This is a genomic window from Pseudomonas sp. B21-051 (genome assembly GCF_024748795.1).
Taxonomy (GTDB): domain Bacteria; phylum Pseudomonadota; class Gammaproteobacteria; order Pseudomonadales; family Pseudomonadaceae; genus Aquipseudomonas; species Aquipseudomonas putida_A.
The window spans coordinates 1435130-1455021 of sequence record NZ_CP087166.1; the positions used below are offsets into that span (position 1 = coordinate 1435130).

Annotated in this window: 18 protein-coding genes; 8 read left to right on the forward strand and 10 right to left on the reverse strand. The window is 61.3% G+C overall.

The genetic code is table 11. From position 1 onward, the window contains the following. Positions 1-6: 6 nt before the first annotated feature. The 6 genes from pcaH (at position 7) to pcaC (ending at position 5389) form a co-directional block, all read left to right on the forward strand. Positions 7-711, forward strand: coding sequence for a protocatechuate 3,4-dioxygenase subunit beta (gene pcaH, locus LOY52_RS06375; RefSeq protein ID WP_258678760.1), 705 nt, complete (start codon positions 7-9; stop codon positions 709-711). A gap of 1 nt (position 712) precedes the next feature. Then, on the forward strand, positions 713-1279 hold the full coding sequence (gene pcaG, locus LOY52_RS06380; protein ID WP_007963164.1) for a protocatechuate 3,4-dioxygenase subunit alpha: 567 nt from the start codon (positions 713-715) through the stop codon (positions 1277-1279). A gap of 196 nt (positions 1280-1475) precedes the next feature. Further along, complete coding sequence (locus LOY52_RS06385; protein ID WP_258678763.1) at positions 1476-2771, forward strand: MFS family transporter; 1296 nt, start codon at positions 1476-1478, stop codon at positions 2769-2771. A 46-nt stretch (positions 2772-2817) separates the two neighbouring features. Continuing rightward, positions 2818-4182, forward strand: coding sequence for a 3-carboxy-cis,cis-muconate cycloisomerase (locus tag LOY52_RS06390; RefSeq protein WP_258678764.1), 1365 nt, complete (start codon positions 2818-2820; stop codon positions 4180-4182). A 12-nt stretch (positions 4183-4194) separates the two neighbouring features. Further along, positions 4195-4986 (forward strand): 3-oxoadipate enol-lactonase, encoded by a 792-nt coding sequence (gene pcaD / locus LOY52_RS06395; protein ID WP_258678766.1) that lies wholly within the window; start codon positions 4195-4197, stop codon positions 4984-4986. Positions 4987-4996: 10 nt separating this feature from the next. Next, positions 4997-5389: a 4-carboxymuconolactone decarboxylase gene (gene pcaC / locus LOY52_RS06400; protein ID WP_003222417.1), complete on the forward strand. Its 393-nt coding sequence runs from the start codon at positions 4997-4999 to the stop codon at positions 5387-5389. Between the two features lie 106 nt (positions 5390-5495). Here the strand turns inward: pcaC and LOY52_RS06405 are convergent, their stop codons facing one another. The 7 genes from LOY52_RS06405 to emhA form a co-directional block, all read right to left on the reverse strand. Further along, complete coding sequence (locus tag LOY52_RS06405; protein ID WP_258678768.1) at positions 5496-6314, reverse strand: methyltransferase domain-containing protein; 819 nt, start codon at positions 6312-6314, stop codon at positions 5496-5498. A 22-nt stretch (positions 6315-6336) separates the two neighbouring features. Further along, entirely contained in the window at positions 6337-6693 is a 357-nt protein-coding gene (locus LOY52_RS06410) for a hypothetical protein (RefSeq protein WP_258678773.1), read from the reverse strand. Positions 6694-6719: 26 nt separating this feature from the next. Then, a complete protein-coding gene (locus tag LOY52_RS06415; RefSeq protein ID WP_258678775.1) occupies positions 6720-7910 on the reverse strand; it encodes an FAD/NAD(P)-binding oxidoreductase in 1191 nt (396 codons plus the stop codon). Positions 7911-8098: 188 nt separating this feature from the next. Next, positions 8099-9358 carry an OprD family porin gene (locus LOY52_RS06420; RefSeq protein ID WP_258678776.1) on the reverse strand — a complete coding sequence of 420 codons (1260 nt, stop codon included), beginning with the start codon at positions 9356-9358 and terminating at the stop codon, positions 8099-8101. Between the two features lie 290 nt (positions 9359-9648). Continuing rightward, on the reverse strand, positions 9649-11109 hold the full coding sequence (emhC, locus tag LOY52_RS06425) for an efflux RND transporter outer membrane subunit EmhC (RefSeq protein WP_027614404.1): 1461 nt from the start codon (positions 11107-11109) through the stop codon (positions 9649-9651). Next, positions 11106-14255 carry an efflux RND transporter permease subunit EmhB gene (emhB, locus tag LOY52_RS06430; RefSeq protein WP_103369022.1) on the reverse strand — a complete coding sequence of 1050 codons (3150 nt, stop codon included), beginning with the start codon at positions 14253-14255 and terminating at the stop codon, positions 11106-11108. Before emhB ends, emhC begins: the two co-directional genes overlap by 4 nt. A 3-nt stretch (positions 14256-14258) precedes the next feature. Further along, positions 14259-15413, reverse strand: a complete 1155-nt coding sequence (gene emhA, locus LOY52_RS06435) for an efflux RND transporter periplasmic adaptor subunit EmhA (protein ID WP_115988058.1) — start codon at positions 15411-15413, stop codon at positions 14259-14261. A 267-nt stretch (positions 15414-15680) separates the two neighbouring features. On the opposite strand from emhA, the gene emhR reads away from it, so the two are divergent. Continuing rightward, positions 15681-16313, forward strand: a complete 633-nt coding sequence (emhR, locus tag LOY52_RS06440; protein ID WP_202369468.1) for an efflux system transcriptional repressor EmhR — start codon at positions 15681-15683, stop codon at positions 16311-16313. Positions 16314-16528: 215 nt separating this feature from the next. Here emhR and LOY52_RS06445 read toward each other — a convergent pair whose 3' ends face one another. From LOY52_RS06445 to LOY52_RS06455, 3 genes are read right to left on the reverse strand one after another with little or no spacing between them, the layout of a single operon-like run. Beyond that, complete coding sequence (locus LOY52_RS06445; protein WP_108590686.1) at positions 16529-17578, reverse strand: alkene reductase; 1050 nt, start codon at positions 17576-17578, stop codon at positions 16529-16531. A 30-nt stretch (positions 17579-17608) separates the two neighbouring features. Continuing rightward, on the reverse strand, positions 17609-18775 hold the full coding sequence (locus tag LOY52_RS06450) for an MFS transporter (protein ID WP_003222434.1): 1167 nt from the start codon (positions 18773-18775) through the stop codon (positions 17609-17611). Between the two features lie 5 nt (positions 18776-18780). After that, entirely contained in the window at positions 18781-19101 is a 321-nt protein-coding gene (locus LOY52_RS06455) for a helix-turn-helix transcriptional regulator (RefSeq protein WP_003222436.1), read from the reverse strand. Between the two features lie 169 nt (positions 19102-19270). Here LOY52_RS06455 and LOY52_RS06460 point away from each other — a divergent pair, with 169 nt between their 5' ends. Continuing rightward, positions 19271-19843 (forward strand): ACP phosphodiesterase, encoded by a 573-nt coding sequence (locus LOY52_RS06460; RefSeq protein WP_258678780.1) that lies wholly within the window; start codon positions 19271-19273, stop codon positions 19841-19843. The last annotated feature ends 49 nt before the right edge of the window (positions 19844-19892 follow it).

Genomic DNA, 19892 nt, shown 5'->3' on the forward strand with positions numbered 1-19892 from the left:
AGCGAAATGACTGACAAGCCTGGCTACCGTCGTCCGCAGGAAGGCACCCAGCCTGAATACCTGCACCCGACGTATCAATCCACCAACCTGCGCTCGCCGTCCAAGCCGTTGGTGTTTCTGCCGCATTCGTTGTCGGAGATCACCGGCCCGACCATCGGTGCCGAACGCGTCGCCGAGAAAGACAACGACCTGACTGCTCAGCACGACGGCGAGCCGTTGGGCGAGCGCATCATCATTCACGGCCGTGTGCTCGACGAAAACGGTTTGCCGGTGCCGGGGATTCTGGTGGAGATCTGGCAGGCCAACGCCGCCGGCCGCTACAACCACAAGCGCGACCTGCACGACGCACCGCTGGACCCGAACTTCACTGGCACCGGCCGCACCGTGACCGACGCCGACGGCTGGTATCAGTTCCAGACCATCAAGCCCGGCGCCTATCCGTGGGGCAACCACCACAACGCGTGGCGCCCGGCGCACATCCATTTCTCGCTGTTCGGGCCGAGCATTCTCACCCGTCTGGTGACGCAGATGTATTTCCCCGGCGACCCGCTGCTGGCCTACGACCCGATCTACAACTGCGTGCCGGACACCACCGCCAAGGAACGTCTGATCGCCGCTTTCGATCTGGAAAAAACCATTCCGTCCTACGCCCTCGGCTATCGCTGGGACATCGTCTTGCGCGGCCGCGACGCCACGCCGATGGAGAAATAAGATGACGCTGACTGCCACCACGTCCCATACCGTCGGGCCGTACTACCACATCGGCCTGACCTGGCTGAACCGCGAAAACCTCACCGTCGAACAAACCCTCGGCGAGCGCGTGGCGATCACCGGCCAAGTCGTTGACGGCAACGGCGATGTGGTCAACGACGCGATGCTCGAAGTCTGGCAGGCCAACGCCGCCGGCAAGTACGCGCACCCGGAAGACGAGCAGGACAAACCGCTGGACCCGCATTTCGAAGGTTTTGGCCGGGTGCCGGTGGACGCCGAAGGGCGCTTCCGTTTCACCACGATTAAACCGGGCACGGTCGAAGGCCTGAAGGGCTCGACCCAGGCGCCGCATCTGGTGGTGCTGGTGTTTGCCCGTGGTCTGGTCAAGCACTTGCTGACACGCATCTACTTCGAAGGCGATCCGGCGAACGTCAATGATCCGCTGCTGGAATGTGTGCCGGCCGAGCGCCGCGGGACGTTGCTGGCGAAGCCGGATGCGGCGGGTGTTTATCAGTGGAATGTGATTTTGCAGGGCACTGAGGCGGAGACGGTGTTCTTCGATTACTGAAGTTCGCCCCAATCCCCTGTGGGAGCGAGCCTGATCGCGAAAGCGGTGGGTCAGCCAACGTAAATGTCGTCTGGCACTCCCTCTTCGCGAGCAGGCTCGCTCCCACAGGGGAGAACTATGTTGCAGATGGAACTGTGGAACGGGACTGTTGCGAAGTGTGTCTAGACTCTCACCTGTCCCTTCAGAGTAAAAAACAATGACAACTACCACCGCTCATTACACCGGCGAGGAGCGCAGCAAGCGTATCTTCGCCATTGTCGGTGCCTCGTCCGGCAACCTGGTCGAATGGTTCGACTTCTACGTCTACGCCTTCTGCGCGATCTATTTCGCCCCGGCGTTTTTCCCCTCCGACAACCCCACGGTGCAACTGGTCAACACGGCCGGGGTGTTCGCTGCCGGGTTCCTGATGCGCCCGATTGGCGGCTGGATTTTCGGGCGGCTGGCGGACAAGAAGGGCCGCAAGACCTCGATGATGATCTCGGTGCTGATGATGTGTTTCGGCTCCCTGCTCATCGCCTGTCTGCCGACTTACGCCAGCATCGGCGTCTGGGCACCGCTGCTGTTGCTGTTCGCGCGGCTGTTGCAAGGCCTGTCAGTGGGCGGCGAGTACGGCACCACCGCCACCTACATGAGTGAAGTCGCGCTCAAGGGCCAGCGCGGCTTTTTCGCCTCGTTCCAGTACGTGACGCTTATTGGCGGGCAACTGCTGGCGGTGTCGCTGGTGGTGATCCTGCAACAGTTCCTCAGTGAAGATGAACTGCGTGCTTACGGCTGGCGGATTCCGTTTGTGGTCGGTGCGGTGGCGGCGGTGATTTCGCTGTTCCTGCGTCGCTCCCTGAAAGAAACCACCAGCAAGGAAATGCGCGAGAACAAGGACGCCGGCAGCATCCGCGCGCTGTTCCGTGATCACAAAGCCGCGTTCATCACCGTACTCGGTTACACCGCCGGTGGCTCGCTGATTTTCTACACCTTCACCACGTACATGCAGAAGTACCTGGTGAACACCGCCGGCATGCACGCCAAGACCGCCAGCTACATCATGACCGGCGCGCTGTTCCTGTATATGTGCATGCAGCCGCTGTTCGGCATGCTCGCCGACAAGATCGGCCGGCGTAATTCGATGCTCTGGTTCGGCGCGCTCGGCACGCTGTTCACGGTGCCGATCCTGCTGAGCCTGAAAAGCGTCAGCAGCCCGATTCTGGCCTTTGTGCTGATCACTGTGGCGCTGGCGATTGTCAGTTTCTACACCTCGATCAGCGGCCTGGTGAAAGCCGAGATGTTCCCGCCGGAAGTCCGCGCCCTCGGCGTCGGTCTGGCCTATGCAGTGGCCAACGCGATCTTCGGCGGTTCGGCGGAATACGTGGCCCTGAGCCTCAAGGCCGGGGGTATGGAAAACGCGTTCTACTGGTACGTCACGGTGATGATGGCGGTGGCGTTCCTGTTCAGCCTGCGCCTGCCGAAACAGGCGGCGTACTTGCACCACGATCTGTAAACCGATGAGCGCGAGCCGCGATGGCCCGCGCCGGCAAGGACTGTTTATGACTCAGCGACCGGGCAATCAATTGTTCGATGCCTACTTCACGGCCCGCGACATGCGCGAGGTGTTCTGCGATCAGGGCCGGGTGCAGGCGATGCTCGATTTCGAAGCGGCGCTGGCCCGGGCCGAAGCGCGGGTCGGGGTGATTCCGGCGTCCGCCGTCGCGCCGATTGCCGCCGCTTGTAATGCCGGTCTGTATGACTTCGCGGCGCTGGGCGAGGCGATTGCCACGGCCGGTAACTCGGCGATTCCACTGGTCAAGGCGTTGGGCAAGCAGATCGCCGCAAGCAGTGCCGAGGCCGAGCGCTATGTGCATCTGGGCGCTACCAGTCAGGACGTGATGGATTCCGGGCTGGTCCTGCAATTGCGGCAGGCGCTGGAGCTGATTGAATGCGATCTGGCAGCGCTTGCCGACTCGCTCGCCACCCAGGCCAGACGTCATGCGGCGACGCCATTGGCCGGGCGCACCTGGCTGCAGCACGCCACGCCCGTCACCCTCGGGATGAAGATCGCCGGTTGGCTCGGCGCGGTGAGCCGCAGCCGTCAGCGTCTGCGCGAACTCAAGCCGCGGCTGCTGGTGCTGCAATTCGGCGGTGCTTCCGGCACCCTCGCGGCGCTCGGCGAGCAAGCGCTGCCGATCGCGCAGGCGTTGGCCGAAGAGCTGCAACTGACTTTGCCTGAGCAACCGTGGCACACCCAGCGTGATCGCATCGTCGAGTTCGGCGCGGTACTCGGTTTGATCGCCGGCAGCCTTGGCAAGCTCGGGCGCGACGTCAGTCTGTTGATGCAGACCGAAGCGGCGGAAGTGTTCGAGCCGTCGGCGCCGGGCAAGGGCGGTTCGTCGACCATGCCGCACAAGCGCAATCCGGTCGGCGCGGCGGTGTTGATCGGCGCGGCGACGCGGGTGCCGGGGCTGGTTTCGACGTTGTTCAGCGCCATGCCTCAGGAGCATGAACGCAGCCTCGGGCTGTGGCATGCCGAATGGGAAACCCTGCCGGACATCTGCTGCCTGGTGTCCGGTACGCTGCAACAGGCGCGCCTGCTGGCCGATGGTCTGGAAGTCGACGCCGAGCGCATGGCGCGCAATCTGCAATTGACTCAAGGGCTGGTGCTGGCCGAAGCGGTGAGCATCGTCCTCGCGCAACGGGTCGGCCGCGACACCGCGCATCACTTGCTTGAACAGTGCTGCAAACGCGCGGTGGCCGAACAGCGCCACCTGCGTGCGGTACTCGGCGACGAGCCGCAAGTGACTGCCGAACTGAGCAGCACCGAACTCGATCATCTGCTCGACCCCGCGCATTACCTCGGCCAGGCGCAAGTCTGGGTCGAGCGCGCAGTGGCCGAACATAACGCATTGTCTGTCTGATAGGAGAGGGCTGTGGCTTTCGTTCAACTCGCCGATGGCGAACTGCATTACGTTATTGAAGGCCCGGTCGACGCACCGGTGCTGGTGCTGTCCAACTCGCTGGGCACCGACCTGCACATGTGGGACGCGCAGATGCCGGCGTTCACCGAGCACTTCCGGGTGCTGCGTTTCGACACCCGTGGTCACGGCCAGTCATTGGTGACACCGGGGCCATACAGCATCGAGCAACTGGGCCGCGACGTGCTCGGCTTGCTCGATGCGCTGCACATCGAGCGTGCGCATTTTTGCGGACTGTCGATGGGTGGCTTGATCGGCCAGTGGCTGGGGATCAATGCCGGTCATCATCTGCACAAACTGATTGTGTGCAACACCGCCGCGAAGATCGGCGATCCGTCGGTGTGGAACCCGCGTATTGAAACCGTGCTGCGTGACGGTCCGGCAGCGATGGTCGCCCTGCGTGATGCGTCGATTGCCCGTTGGTTTACCCCGGACTTTTCCGCGGCCAATCCGGCCGCGGCGAAGAAGATCACCGACATGCTCGCGGCGACGTCGCCTGAAGGTTATGCGGCCAATTGCGCGGCGGTGCGTGATGCCGACTTCCGTGAACAACTGGCCTCGATCAACCTGCCGCTGCTGGTCATCGCGGGTACCGAAGATGCGGTAACGCCACCGTCTGGTGGGCATTTCATTCAGGAGCATGTGCGCGGCGCCGAGTACGCCGAGTTCTATGCCGCGCACCTGTCCAACGTGCAGGCCGGTGCCGCTTTCAGTGATCGTGTGTTGGCGTTTCTGAACGCTCAGTGAGGGAAAGTTTGTGGACGAGAAACAACGTTACGACGAAGGCCTGCAAGTCCGCCGTGCAGTATTGGGCGATGCTCACGTCGATCGCAGCCTGAATGCGCTGACCGAGTTCAACTCGGAATTCCAGGAGATGATCACGCGTCACGCCTGGGGGGATATCTGGACCCGCCCGGGCCTGCCACGGCACACGCGCAGCCTGATCACCATCGCCATGCTGATCGGGATGAACCGCGAGGCCGAACTGAAATTGCATCTGCGTGCGGCGGCCAACAACGGTGTGAGCCGGGGCGAGATCAAGGAAGTGATCATGCAGAGTGCGATTTATTGCGGGATCCCGGCGGCGAATGCGACGTTTCATCTGGCGGAGTCGGTGTGGGATGAGCTTGGGGTTGAATCCCGGGAGTAAGCATCAGAATCAAAAGATCGCAGCCTGCGGCAGCTCCTACAGAGAAATGCATTCCAAAGTAGGAGCTGCCGAAGGCTCGGGCCGCGATCGGACGATCTTTTGATCTTCAAACCTTGGCCACAATGAAAATCCGCTTGAACGGAAACAGTGTCTGCCCGTTTTTCTCCGGCGGATAATGCTTATGCACCCGCATCAGGTAGTGGTAGATAAACCGCGCCTGCTCCTGTGACGTCAGTGCCTGCATCACCGGCCGCAGCGCCGAGACCTTCACCCAGTCGTACACCGGCGACTTGCCGTCAACCACTTGCAGTTGCTCGGTTTCCCAGATATCCAGCGACGTGGTCAGCGGCGCCAGCACGCGGTAGTAGTCCTCCAATGCCAACAACGGCCGCGCCGCCATGCGCCGGCGCAGTTCTGCTGTGCCGATGGGGGCGTGTCCCGGGCCGGCATCGTCGAGGGTGTCGAGCATCAGTCGATACCACAAGGCATCGCGCCAGTCCGGCATGTGCGCCGCCAGACAGCCACCGGGGTTCAGATGCCCCAGCAGGCGCGGCAGCAGGTGTTGATGATCGCCAATGAAATGCAGCACCGCTGCGGCGAGCAGCAGGTCGGCCGGTTGTCCGGGTTGCCAGTCGAGCAGGTCGCATTCTTGCCAGCGGGCGTTGATCGGCAGACATCGAGCCTGATCAAGCATCTGCCGCGAGCTGTCGACACCGAGCAACTGCGCACGCGGCCAGCGCTCGGCCAGCAACTGCGTGGCAATGCCGGTGCCGCAGCCCAGGTCATAAATGTGTTTGGGGTCGTGCAGATCGACGCGGTCGAGCAATTCGTTGACCGGGCGCTGCCTGAGACGGGAAAACTGCTGGTACGCCTTGGCGTCCCAGTGGGTGCAGGCGTTCCCTGCCGTTTCGAGTTTGGCGCTCATGAGGAGGTCCTCTCTGGCGGATTTACAGTTGTCGTCCAATGACGTTGAGGGTTTTCAGGACAACGGCCACGCCTTTGCGTGTGTCCTCTTCATTCATCAGTTTGAGCAACGCCAGAGTGCCCGGCGCCGCTGACTGTGCCGATACTTCGGCTTTGGCTACGCGCACTGCATTACTGACTGTCCAGGTGGCGGCAGTGCCGCTCTCGAACAATTGCGCGAGTTTTTCCACCATGGCCGCGTCGAGCAGATCGGCGATGTCGGAAACCAGGGAAAGCAGGTCGACAATATTCTCCAGGCGTCCGCCATCGATTAACGGCTGCAGTTTCGCCATCAGCGCAGTGAACCCGGGCGTGGCTGACATTTCCTCGGGCATGTTCATGAGCAATCACTCCTCCCTGTGCAGGGTCAAAGCATTCCCCGGGCCACCGCCCAGTAAAGACCGCGATTGAAACCGTTTCTGAGCAGACCGCCCAATTTGGTCGGGGGTGTCGGCAATACATCGTGGGCGTAGTCGTACCACAGTGGCATCCCGGCATTCAGGCCCATTTGGGCTACCGCCTGTACCCGACCGTCGTATACCGAGTTGGGTGCGCCAAGACGGATCTGGGCCGTGATGTTGTTGGCGATCACCGGCGCCTGGTTATGACAGGCGCCACCGGCCTTGCTGACCGGCAGGTCGACGGTGTCGCCGATCACGTAGACATTCTCCAGGCCGTAGACCTGCAGCGTTTCGTGATTGGTCGGCAGCCATCCTTCATCATTGGCGGCTTGTGAGAGGCCGCATTCACGCACCACCCCGACGGCCTGGATTGGCGGAGTAGCCATCAGGATATCGAAGGGTTGCGCGTCGCCCTCGGCTGAGTGGGCGACTTTTGCATCGGGATCCACATGGCTCAAGGTGAAGCCGCGCTGAAAATGAATGTTTTTCCGGGCAAAAATGCTCGGCAGGATTTCACCCGTGGGACGCTGCAAGAACAGACAGTTGCGCAATAGCTGGGCAACCGTCGGGTAGGTGTAGATGATTTCCACTTGCTCGCGAACACCCCGGCGACGCAACAGATCATCCAGCATCAATGTCGTTTCCACGGGCGCGATTCCGCATTGGTGCGGGACGTTCGGTGTCTGCGGGAAGGACACGGTAATGAAAATCCGGCCTTTTACGATGGTGTTCAGGCGTTGCGCCAGCTGCCGGGCAGGAAGGTATTGATAGAAGTGGTCGCCAGCTTCTTGCAGACCCTCGATGCGTTCCGGCGCCGGCACGCAGCCGGTGGCGATCACCAGAAAATCATAGTCGAAGCGCTTGCCGGTACGGGTGCGCAATTGCTGCCCGGAAAAGTCGAAACGGGTGACTTCTTCGACATGGAAACTGATTTCCGGACGCAACAGTGAGCGTTCCGGACGTTTGAGTTCCTCTTCGAAGAACTGGCTGAACGCCACGTACATGAACGCAGGTTTGTAGTAATGATCGGGGGAACTGGACAGTAATGTGATCGAGACGTCGCCGCGTAGAACTTCGGGATACAGCTTGCCGACCAGTTGATTGGCCAGCATGGTTCCACCTACACCGCCACCGACGATAACTATTCGCTTGCTCATACCTGACCTCCGTGGCCAAGGCAGCTTCGCGTACAGCATCCGGAGATAACGGAAGAAAACTAAGGGCTCCTACAGCAGGCTGGAGAATTTACACACTCTGTTGACTGTATCTGCGCCTCGACAAATCGCCAGTCCGGGCTGACCAGTGGTTGATGCCGGCGCCGCTTGTGCAGCGCCGGCGTACGGGTTCAGAGCAGGCTGATCGGATAACTGATGATCAGGCGGTTCTCGTCAAACTCGTTGTTGCTGAAGTCGCGGCGCATGGTCGAGTTGCGCCAGCGCACGTTGAGGTCGCGCAGGGTGCCGCTCTGCACGGTGTAGCCCAGTTCCGATTCGCGGCCCCACTCCTTGCCGTCGGTGATGGTTCCGGTGTGCACGTTGTCGCCGCTGATGTAGCGGTTCATCAGGGTCAGGCCGGGGATGCCCAGGGCGGCGAAGTTGTAGTCGTGACGCACCTGCCAGGAGCGTTCCTGAGCGTTGTCGTAGCTGGAGTTGTAACTGTCGTTGGCCAGCGTGCCGCCGCTGGTGCCGTTGACGCGCATCCAGGCGCTGTCGCCGGTGAGTTTCTGCAGGCCGACGTAGAAGGTGTTGCCGCCGTAGCGGGCCGAGAACATCGCCGACCAGGTCTTGTTGTCGAGTTCGCCGGCGCGGGCGCTACCGTCGTCCTTGCCGTAGAAGAAGCCGAGGTTGGCGCCCAGCGTCCAGTCACCGAGTGGCTGGCTGTGAATCAGGTTGACGTATTGCTGGCTGTAGATGTCCTTGAGTTCGGCGTTCCACAGACCGATCTGCGTGCGTTTTTCGTTGAACTGGTATTCACCGCCCTGAAAGTTGAAGCGATCGGAGGTGAACGCCGCTTTGCCGAACATCGACATGTCGCTCATGCTGCTGTCGTCGCGCGGGCTGTTGGCGCGGAACTGGCCACCGTAGAGGGTCAGCCCGTTGATTTCCTTCGAAGTGATCTGCCCGCCACGGAAGGTTTGCGGCAGCGAACGGCCGTCATCCGAGCGCAGGATCGGCAGCACCGGCATCCATTCGCCAACCTTGATTTCGGTCTGCGACAGCTTGGCCTTGAACGCGACGTTGGTGCGGCCGAAGTTGTCCGCCGGACGGCCGTCGTGATCCAGCGGCAGCAGTTGCGTGCCACCGGTGCCTTTGCCGCCATCGAGCTTTACCGAGTACAGGCCGAGCACGTCCATGCCGAAGCCGACGGTGCCCTGGGTAAAGCCGGATTTGGCGTCGAGAATGAAGTTCTGCGTCCACTCTTCAGCCTTGCCCTGAGCCTTGGTCGGATTGGTGAAGTTGCGGTTGATGTAGAAGTTGCGCAGGTTCAGGTTGGCGCTGGCGCCTTCGATAAAACCGGCTTCTTCGGCTGCGGCGGGGAGGGCGGCGCCGGTCAGGGCCAGGGCGATCAGGCCGGGAAGGGCGTACGGCGCAGTTGGATGAGTCATCGCAGGGTCTCTTGTTATTTTTTTAGGTCGAACGGAGCCGTTGCCGCCATTTTCGGGGCGGGCACGAGCTTGCAGAATCAGGGATGAAGCGGCGGCGATCAGCCGGACGGGACAGGGCGCGGGAGCATGGTGTCGAACCTGTTGTTATTGGTTTTGTGGAGCGAATGGTGCGGGGGGCGATGTGCGGGATTCAATCGGGGAAAGCAGGTTTTGGGCGATTATCGAACAGCAAAAGATCGCAGGCAACAAAAAGCCCGCCAAATGGCGGGCTCCTTGTGTTCACCGGATGATCAGAACAGCTTCATCTTCGGTGCTTCTTCTTTCAGCGGTTCGTTCTGCGCGGTCTGCGCATTCCAGCCACCACCCAGGGCCTTGTACAGGTTGACCGCACTGGTCAGCTGCGCGAGGCGGTCGGTGATCAGCGCCTGTTGCGCACTGAACAGCTGACGCTGGGCGTCGAGGAAGGTCAGGTTGCTGTCGACACCGATGCGGTAACGACGCTCGGCCAGGCGGTAGTAATCCTGGTTGGCCGCGACGAAGTCACGCTGCGCCTGCAGCTGCTCGGTGTAGGTCTGGCGCGCGGCCAGGCCGTCGGCGACTTCCTGGAAGGCGGTTTGAATCGACTTCTCGTAGTTCGCCACGCCAATGTCCTTCTGGATCTTGGCGTAGTCGAGGCTGGCGCGCAGGCTGCCGGCGTTGAAGATCGGCAGGTTGATCTGCGGCTGGAACAGCCAGGTACCCGAGCCGCCCTTGAACAGACCGGACAGGTCCGGGCTCAGGCTGCCCGCGTTGGCGGTCAGGCTGATGCTCGGGAAGAACGCTGCACGGGCGGCGCCGATGTTGGCGTTGGCCGCTTTCAGGTTGTACTCGGCTTGCAGGATGTCCGGACGACGCTGCAGCAGGTCCGAAGGCAGACCGGCCGGTACATCGCTGAGCAGGTCATCCGACAGCGGTTTGGCCGCTTGCAGATTGGCCGGGATGCCGGTGCCGAGCAGCAGCGTCAGGCTGTTTTCGTCCTGAGCCACCTGACGGGTGTACTTGGCCAGTTGCGCCCGGGCGTTTTCCACCGAGGTGCGCGACTGCGCCAGGTCCAGCGCCGAGGCCACACCGACTTCGTTGCTGCGGCTGGTCAGCTTGTAGCTTTCTTCAAAGGCACCGAGGGTGTCTTGCGTCAGCTTGAGCAGTTCCTTGTCGGCCTGCCAGGTCATGTAGGCGTTGGCCACACTGGCCACCAGACTGATCTGGGTGCTGCGGCGCGCTTCTTCGGTGGCGAAATATTGTTGCAGCGCTTGTTCGCTCAGGCTGCGCACCCGACCGAACAGGTCGAGTTCGTAGGCGCTGATGCCGACGGTCGCGGTATAGGAGCTGCTGATGTTCGCTTCACCGGTCTGCGACGCACGGGCCGGAACCCGCTGACGGCTGCCGCTGGCATTGGCCGAAACCGCCGGGAACAGGTCGGCACGCTGGATGCGGTATTGAGCCGCATAAGCGTCGATGTTCAGCGCCGCGACACGCAGGTCGCGGTTGTTTTCCAGCGACACCTGGATCAGCTGTTGCAGGGCCGGGTCATGGAAAAACTGCTTCCAGCCCTGCTCGGCAGCGGCTTGCGCCGGAGCCTGGGCCGGCGAGTACGCCGGGCCCTGCGGGTACTGGCCCGCGACCGGTGCTTCAGGCTGCTGATAATCGGGGATCAGCGAGCAACCGCTCAGCACGAAGGCGGCGACTGCGATGGAGAGTAGCGACTTGCTCATTGGCCAGCCTCTTTAGGAGTTTCAGTCGTCTCGTCCGGGTCGGCGATTTTACGCTGGCCGATGGACGAAACCGTGACGAAGAACAGTGGGACCCAGAAGATCGCCAGGATCGTGGCCGTGAGCATACCGCCAATCACGCCAGTACCGATCGCGTGCTGGCTACCCGAACCGGCACCAGTGGAGATTGCCAAAGGTACTACACCGAGGACGAACGCCAGCGAGGTCATGATGATCGGTCGCAGACGCATGCGGCACGCTTCGATCGCCGCATCGCGCAGACTGCGCCCTTGTTCATGCAGCTCTTTGGCGAACTCGACGATCAGAATGGCGTTTTTAGCCGCAAGACCGATGGTCGTCAACAGGCCCACCTGGAAGTACACGTCGTTGGACAGACCGCGCAGGCTGGTGGCCATCAACGCACCGATGATCCCCAGCGGTACCACGAGCATGACCGCGATCGGAATCGACCAGCTTTCATACAGCGCCGCCAGACACAGGAACACCATCAGCAGCGACAGGGCGTACAGCGCTGGCGCCTGCGAACCCGACAGACGTTCCTCGTAGGACAGACCGGTCCAGGAGATACCGACACCGGCCGGCAGCTTCTTGGCAATCGCTTCGACTTCGGCCATCGCTTCACCGGTGGAGTAACCCGGCGCCGGAGAACCGAGCACTTCCATCGCTTCGACGCCGTTGTAACGGGCCAGTTTCGGCGAACCGTAGATCCACTCGCCCTTGGCGAACGCGGAGAACGGCACCATGGTCCCGGCGCTGTTGCGCACGTACCACTTCTTCAGGTCTTCCGGGCTCATGCGCGCCCCGGCCTGACCTTGCACGTAAACCTTCTTCACCCGACCACGGTCGATGAAGTCGTTGACGTAGCTACTACCGAAGGAGATCGACAGGGTGCTGTTGATATCGGAGAGGCTCAGACCCAAGGCCTGGGCTTTCTCATCGTCGATTTCCAGATGGTATTGCGGCTCGTCGTTCAGACCGTTCGGACGCACCTGGTAGAGCACCTTGCTCTGCGCGGCCATGCCGAGGAACTGGTTACGGGCTTCCATCAGTTTTTCGTGACCGATGCCGGCGCGATCCTGCAGGAACACGTCGAAACCGGTGGCGTTACCCAGCTCCAGTACCGCCGGCGGGGCGAATGCAAACACCATCGCATCGCGGAAACTGAAGAAGTGTTGCTGCGCACGCTGTGCCAGGGCAAACACGCTGTTGCCCGCATCACGCTCGTGCCATGGCTTGAGCATGATGAACGCCAGACCCGAGCTCTGACCACGACCGGCGAAGTTGAAGCCGTTCACGGTGAACACCGAGGACACCGCGCCCGCTTCTTTATCCAGCAGGTAGGTACGCATCTCGTCGATCACGACTTGAGTACGTTCGGCACTGGAACCGGCCGGGGTTTGCACCTGGGCGAACAGTACGCCCTGGTCTTCTTCCGGCAGGAACGCGGTTGGAATGCGGGTGAACAGCCAGATCATGCCGACGACGATCAGCAGGTACGCCAGCAGGTAAGGGGCTTTGCGCGACAGCATGTTGCCGACACCGCGCTCGTAACTCCTGACACCGCGATCGAAATTGCGGTTGAACCAGCCGAAGAAACCTTTTTTCGGCGTGCCATGGTCACCCTTGGCAATCGGCTTGAGCATGGTTGCGCAGAGCGCCGGGGTGAAGATCAGTGCAACCATTACCGACAGGGCCATGGCCGAGACGATGGTGATCGAGAACTGCTTGTAGATCACACCGGTGGAGCCGCTGAAGAACGCCATCGGCAACAGTACCGCCGACAGCACCAGGGCGATACCGACCAGGGCACCCTGGATCTGGCCCATGGACTTCTTGGTCGCTTCCTTCGGTGACAGGCCTTCTTCGGCCATCACCCGCTCGACGTTTTCCACCACGACGATGGCGTCGTCCACCAGCAAGCCGATGGCCAACACCATACCGAACATGGTCAGGGTGTTGATGCTGAAACCGGCGGCGGCAAGGATGCCGAACGTGCCGAGCAATACCACCGGCACGGTCATCGTGGTGATGACGGTGGCGCGGAAGTTCTGCAGGAACAGGAACATCACCAGGAACACCAGCACGATCGCTTCGACCAGGGTTTCAACCACACCCTTGATCGACTCGGTCACAACCGGAGTGGTGTCATACGGGAACACCACTTCCATGCCTTGCGGGAAGAACGGCTTGAGGTCGTCAATCGTCTTGCGCAGCGCTTTGGCGGTGTCGAGGGCGTTGGCACCGTTGGCCAGTTTTACCGCCAGACCGGACGCCGGGCTACCGTTGAACTGCGCAGAAATACTCGAGTTTTCACCGCCCAGACCCACATCGGCCACGTCGCCGACACGGACCTGGGAACCGTCCTGATTGACCTTCAGCAGGATCGCCTTGAACTGCTCGGCAGTCTGCAGACGGGTCTTGCCGATGATCGTGGCGTTCAGTTGCTGGCCAGGCAGCGCCGGCAAACCGCCGAGCTGACCGGAAGACACCTGAACGTTCTGCGCCGAGATCGCGGCGCTGACATCAGACGGCGTCAGGTTGTACTTGTTCAGCTTGGCCGGATCGAGCCAGATGCGCATCGCGTACTGGGCACCGAAGACCTGGAAGTCACCGACACCGGCGGTCCGCGAGATCGGGTCCTGCATGTTCGACACGATGTAGTTGGACAGGTCGTCCTTGGTCATGCTGCCGTCACGCGACACCACGCCGATCACCAACAGGAAGTTCTTCACTGCCTTGGTGACGCGGATACCCTGTTGCTGCACTTCCTGCGGCAGCAGCGGGGTGGCCAGGTTCAGCTTGTTCTGAACCTGAACCTGCGCGGTGTCGGAGTTGGTGCCTTGCTCGAAGGTCGCGGTGATGGTCATGCTGCCGTCGGAGTTACTTTCCGAGGACACATAACGCAGGTTGTCGATCCCGTTGAGTTGCTGTTCGATCACCTGGACCACGGTGTCCTGCACGGTTTGCGCCGAAGCGCCCGGGTAGGTCACGGAGATCGCGATGGCCGGCGGTGCAATGCTCGGGTACTGGTTGATCGGCAATTTCAGGATCGAGAGTGCCCCGACCAACATGATCACCAGGGCAATTACCCAGGCGAAAATCGGACGGTCGATAAAAAATTTCGACATGAGTTACTCCCCTTTGCCGCCAGCGGCTTTGTCAGCTGCTTGAGCGGGGGCCGGGTTCTTGGCTACGTTGGTCGCTTCGGTCGGGTTGACCTGGGCACCTGGGCGAACGTATTGCAGACCTTCGGTGATCAGACGATCGCCGGCTTTCAGGCCATCTTCGATCAGCCACTGGCTGCCGACGGTACGGCTGGCCTTGAGCTGACGCAGTTCAACCTTGTTGTCCGGGCCGACGACCAGTGCGGTCGGGGTGCCCTTGAGGTCACGGGTCACGCCTTGTTGCGGCGCCAGAATGGCCGCGGCGTTTACCCCGGCCTGCAACTGGGCGCGGACGAACATGCCGGGCAGCAGGGTGTGATCCGGGTTCGGGAACACGGCGCGCAAGGTCACGGAACCGGTAGTCGGATCAACCGATACTTCGGAGAATTCCAGCTTACCGTCGAGCTTGTACTGGCTGCCGTCCTCAAGGGTCAGCTTGACCGCTGCCGAGTTGTCACCGGCCTTCTGCAGACGACCGCTTTCCAGCTCGCGACGCAGTTCCAGCAGCTCAACCGAGGACTGGGTAACGTCGACGTAGATCGGGTCCAGTTGCTGGATCGTCGCCATCGCGTCAGCCTGACCATTGCTGACCAGTGCGCCTTCGGTCACCGAGGAACGGCCGATACGGCCGGAGATCGGCGCGTAGACCTTGGTGTATTTCACGTTGATCTGCGCGCTCTGCAAAGACGCTTCCGATTCCATGCGATTGGCCACGGCGGTGTCGTATTCCTGGCGGCTCACAGCCTGCTCGTCGACCAGTTGCTTGTAGCGGTCGGAGATCGACTTGGTCGAACGCAGGCTGGCTTCGGCGCTTTTCAGGGTCGCTTCATAGACTGCCGGATCGATCTGATACAGCTGCTGGCCGGCTTTGACGTCGCCGCCTTCCTTGAACAGACGCTTGAGAATGATGCCGTTGACCTGCGGTCGAACTTCAGCGATGCGGTACGCACTGGTGCGCCCCGGCAATTCCGACGTGAGGGTGAACGCTTGTGGTTGCAGGGTGACGACGCCGACCTGAGGAGGCGGAGCGGCTGGGGCCGCTTCTTCCTTTTTACATCCGCTGAGCAGCGATGCCAGGGCGACGGCAGTGACCAGAGCGGTAACAGCTGGCTTGAATTGCATGAAGATCCTCGGGTCAGGCGCGCACATTGCGCACAAGAAGTGTGAAAGGGTAAAAAAATCGGGTCGAGTGGATAAGTAGCTTGCTAAGGAATATACTTACGTTCATGGTTGTTTGTAAATAGCTTGGCGTCGTACCCACCCTGTTACAAAATGCGTCGCAAGGTTTGAAATTGTAGGCCGGGGAGCCGATTCGTGAGAGATCAGCCCCCTCTTTATTCAGCGGATATTCAGCCATCCCTGAAACATCCCGTTTGAGGTTTTACTGCCATGGTCCGTCGTACCAAAGAGGAAGCTCAGGAAACGCGCAGCCAGATTCTCGAAGCGGCCGAGAAAGCGTTTTATGAAAGGGGCGTGGCCCGCACGACCCTGGCGGATATCGCGACGCTGGCCGGTGTCACGCGCGGTGCCATCTATTGGCATTTCAGCAACAAGGCCGATCTGGTGCAGGCGATGCTCGACAGCTTGCAAGAACCGCTGGACGAATTGGCCAAGGCCAGCGAGAGCGAGGACGAACTCGACCCGTTGGGGTGCATGCGCAAGCTGTTGATCCATCTGTTCCATCAGGTTGCCCTGGATCCGAAGACCCGTCGCATTAACGAGATTCTGTTTCACAAGTGCGAATTCACCGATGAAATGTGCGATCTGCGCCAGCAGCGCCGCACGGCCAGTCTCGATTGCAACCTGCGCATCGGCCTGACCTTGCGTAATGCGGTAAATCGCGGCCAGTTGCCGGAAGATCTCGACACTGCCCGGGCGGCCATCAGCATTCATGCGTATATCGATGGCCTCCTGTATGGATGGCTATTGGCGCCAGACAGCTTCGAACTGCATGCCGAAGCCGAGCGCTGGGTCGAGACGGGGCTGGATATGCTGCGCCTGAGCCCCAGCCTGCGCAAATGAAACAAAATGCGTAATTGGCACAGGTTATGTCAATCGGCCTGCTTTTTTATACACCCGAATCGCGAGTTTAAACGTAGCGAGCTACGGATTTTGTAGGGATTTTGTGTCTTCCCTGTGAACGAATGTTAGCGGCCCCATACCGGGTGCCCAAGAAAAAGCCCCGGCTCTTGCGAGTCGGGGCTTTTGCGTTTCTGCTGCTTCGTACTGAATAACGCTTACAGCGTCGGGTAGTCGATGTAACCGACCGGGCCCTTGCCGTAGAACAGCTCAGGACGTGCATCGTTCAGCGGCGCATCGGCCTTCAGACGTGCTGGCAGATCCGGGTTGGCAATGAACGGTACGCCGAACGCCACCGCGTCAGCCTTGCCCTCTGCCAGCCAGGCGTTCGCGCTGTCCTTGGTGAAACGTTCGTTGGCGATGTACGCGCCGCCGAAGGCTTCTTTCAGCTGTGGGCCGAGGCTGTCGGCGCCTTCTTTCTCGCGGGAGCAGATGAAGGCGATGCCGCGCTTGCCCAGCTCGCGAGCCACATAAGTGAAAGTCTCGGCCAGATTGTCGTCGCCCATGTCGTGGGAATCGGCGCGCGGTGCCAGGTGCACGCCGACACGGCCGGCGCCCCAGACGTCGATCGCTGCGTCAGTCACTTCCAGCAGCAGACGTGCACGGTTCTCCAGGGAGCCGCCGTAGTTGTCGGTGCGCTGGTTGGTGCTGCTTTGCAGGAACTGGTCGAGCAGGTAGCCGTTGGCGCCGTGGATTTCCACGCCGTCGAAACCGGCGGCTTTGGCGTTTTCGGCACCGGTGCGGTAGGCCTCGACGATCTCGGCGATTTCAGCGGTTTCCAGAGCACGTGGGGTCGGATAGTCGGCCAGTGGACGAACCAGGCTGACGTGACCCTTAGGCTGGATGGCGCTCGGGGCGACCGGGGTTTCGCCGTTCAGGTACGACGGGTGCGAGATGCGGCCGACGTGCCACAGTTGCAGGACAATCTTGCCGCCGGCAGCGTGCACGGCCTTGGTCACGTTGGTCCAGCCGCGAACCTGGTCGTTGGACCAGATGCCCGGGGTGTCCGGGTAGCCGACGCCCATCGGCGTCACCGAAGTGGCTTCGGACAGAATCAGGCCGGCGGAGGCACGTTGCACGTAGTACTCGGCCATCAGCGCGTTCGGTACGCGGCCTTCATCGGCGCGGCAGCGGGTCAGCGGGGCCATGATGATGCGGTTGGACAGCTCGAGGTCGCCCAGTTTGATCGGATCGAAAATAGTTGCCATGTGTACAACCCTCGTCAGTTAAGTGGTTAATCAGTGGGTAGCAGGGGCCAGGCCGGCATCGCCGTTCTGACGGAAAGTGATCAGGGTCACCAGCAGCGCGAGCACGGCCAGCGCGGCGGCGGCCAGGGGCACACTGGTCAGGCCGAAACCGTGGGCGATGACGCTGCCGCCGACCCAGGCGCCCAGGGCGTTGCCGATGTTGAAGGCGCCGATGTTCAGGGTCGACACCAGGTTCGGGGCCGCCTTGCCGAAGGTCACCACGTTGACTTGCAGCGCCGGGACGGCGGCAAAGGAGGCGGTGGCCCAGAGGAACAGGGTGATTTCCGTCGGGATCAGCGCAACGCTGGTCCAGCTCAGCACGGTGGAAACCACCGCCATCGCCACGAACACGCCGATCAGGGTGGCGCCGAGACGCTTGTCCGCCAGCTTGCCGCCGATGATGTTGCCCACCGTCAGACCGAGGCCAATCAGCAGCAGGGTCCAGGTCACGCCTTTTGGCGAGACACCGGTGACATCGCCGAGCAGCGGCGCGACATAGGTGAAGAGGGTGAACATCGACGCGGCGAACAGCGCGGTCATGCTCAGCGACAGCCAGATGCCGGCGCCTTTGAGGGCGGCGAGTTCGGCTCGCATGTCGAGTTTTTCCTCGTCACGCTTGGCGGGCAGGAAGCGGATCAGACCGATCAGCGCCACTACACCAATCACGGTCACCGCCCAGAAGGTCGAGCGCCAGCCGGCTTCCTGACCCAGCGCCGTGCCCAGCGGTACACCGAGCACGTTGGCCAGGGTCAGGCCGGTGAACATCAGCGCCACGGCCGACGCCCGTTTGTTCGGCGCCACCAGCCCGGCAGCTACCACAGAACCGATACCGAAGAACGCACCATGGCACAGCGCCGTGACGACACGGGCAAACATCAGCACGTTGTAGTCACTGGCGATGGCACACAGCAGGTTACCGACGATAAAAATGCCCATCAGCGCTACCAGTGCGGCCTTGCGCGGCAGTCTGGCGGTGGCCAGAGCCATGAATGGCGCACCGATGGCCACGCCCAGGGCGTAACCGGTCACCAGCCAGCCGGCGCCGGGAATCGACACACCGAGGTCGGCCGCCACATCGGGCAGCAGGCCCATGATGACGAACTCGGTGGTGCCGATGGCGAAGGCGCTCAAGGCCAGGATGAGTAGCGAGAGGGGCATTTGAATCAATTCCTTGTGGGAGCGCTGAGCTCTTTGACGATGGCGTCGAGGAACGCCTGGATCACGTCCTCGTTGCGTTTGAAGAAGTGCCACTGGCCGGCTTTCTGGCTGCTGATCAGACCTGCGCGTTGCAGGGTCGCCAGGTGGGCGGAGACGGTCGACTGCGACAGGCCGCAGCGTTGATCGATCTGCCCGGCGCAGATGCCGTACTCGTGGTTGTGAATCTGCTCAGGAAACTGGGCTTTGGGGTCTTTCAGCCAGATGAGAATGTCTCGCCGTACTGGGTGTGCCAGGGCTTTTATTATTTCGTCGAGGTCGAGGTTCATGGCTTTATGCTCGTGATGTGTAGCGCTATATCGCGATGAGGCGAACTTTAAATCGGTATTTCGCGATATACAAATATGAATTTGATCTGACGACCGCATAAATCGGTATATCGGGTTATAACGATACGTGTGCTGTAACGATGAAAGCGCGCAGTGCTAAGCTGCGCCCATGAACTATCTCGCACATTTACACCTCGGAGGCCAGCGCCCCGAGCAATTACTCGGCAGTCTGTATGGCGATTTCGTCAAAGGACGCCTGCAAGGGCAGTTTGCACCGCAGATTGAAGCGGCGATTCAGCTGCATCGGCGGATTGATGTATTCACCGATCGCCACCCCTTGGTGGACATCGCGCTCGGGCGTTTCACCGAGACCCGGCGGCGTTACGCGGGGATTGTCCTTGATGTGTTTTTCGACCATTGCCTGGCCCGCGACTGGACGCTGTACGCCGATCAACCGCTGCAGCAGTTCACCCGTGAGGTATACCGGGTGCTGTCGACAGAGCAGCAATTGCCCGAGCGCCTGGCGAAAATTGCACCGCACATGGTTGCCAATGACTGGCTGGGGTCGTATCAGGAGTTTGAAGTGCTGGAGCAGGTGCTGCGCGGGATCTCGCGGCGTCTGACAAGGCCTGAGGAGTTGGCGGGGGCGATGCACGAATTGCGGCGGTTGTATGAGCCGCTGAGTGAGGACTTCCGTTTGTTCTACCCCCAGCTTCAGGATTATGCGGCTTCACAGGGATAGGCAAGATCAAAAGATCGCAGCCTTCGGCAGCTCCTACAGGGGATCGGTG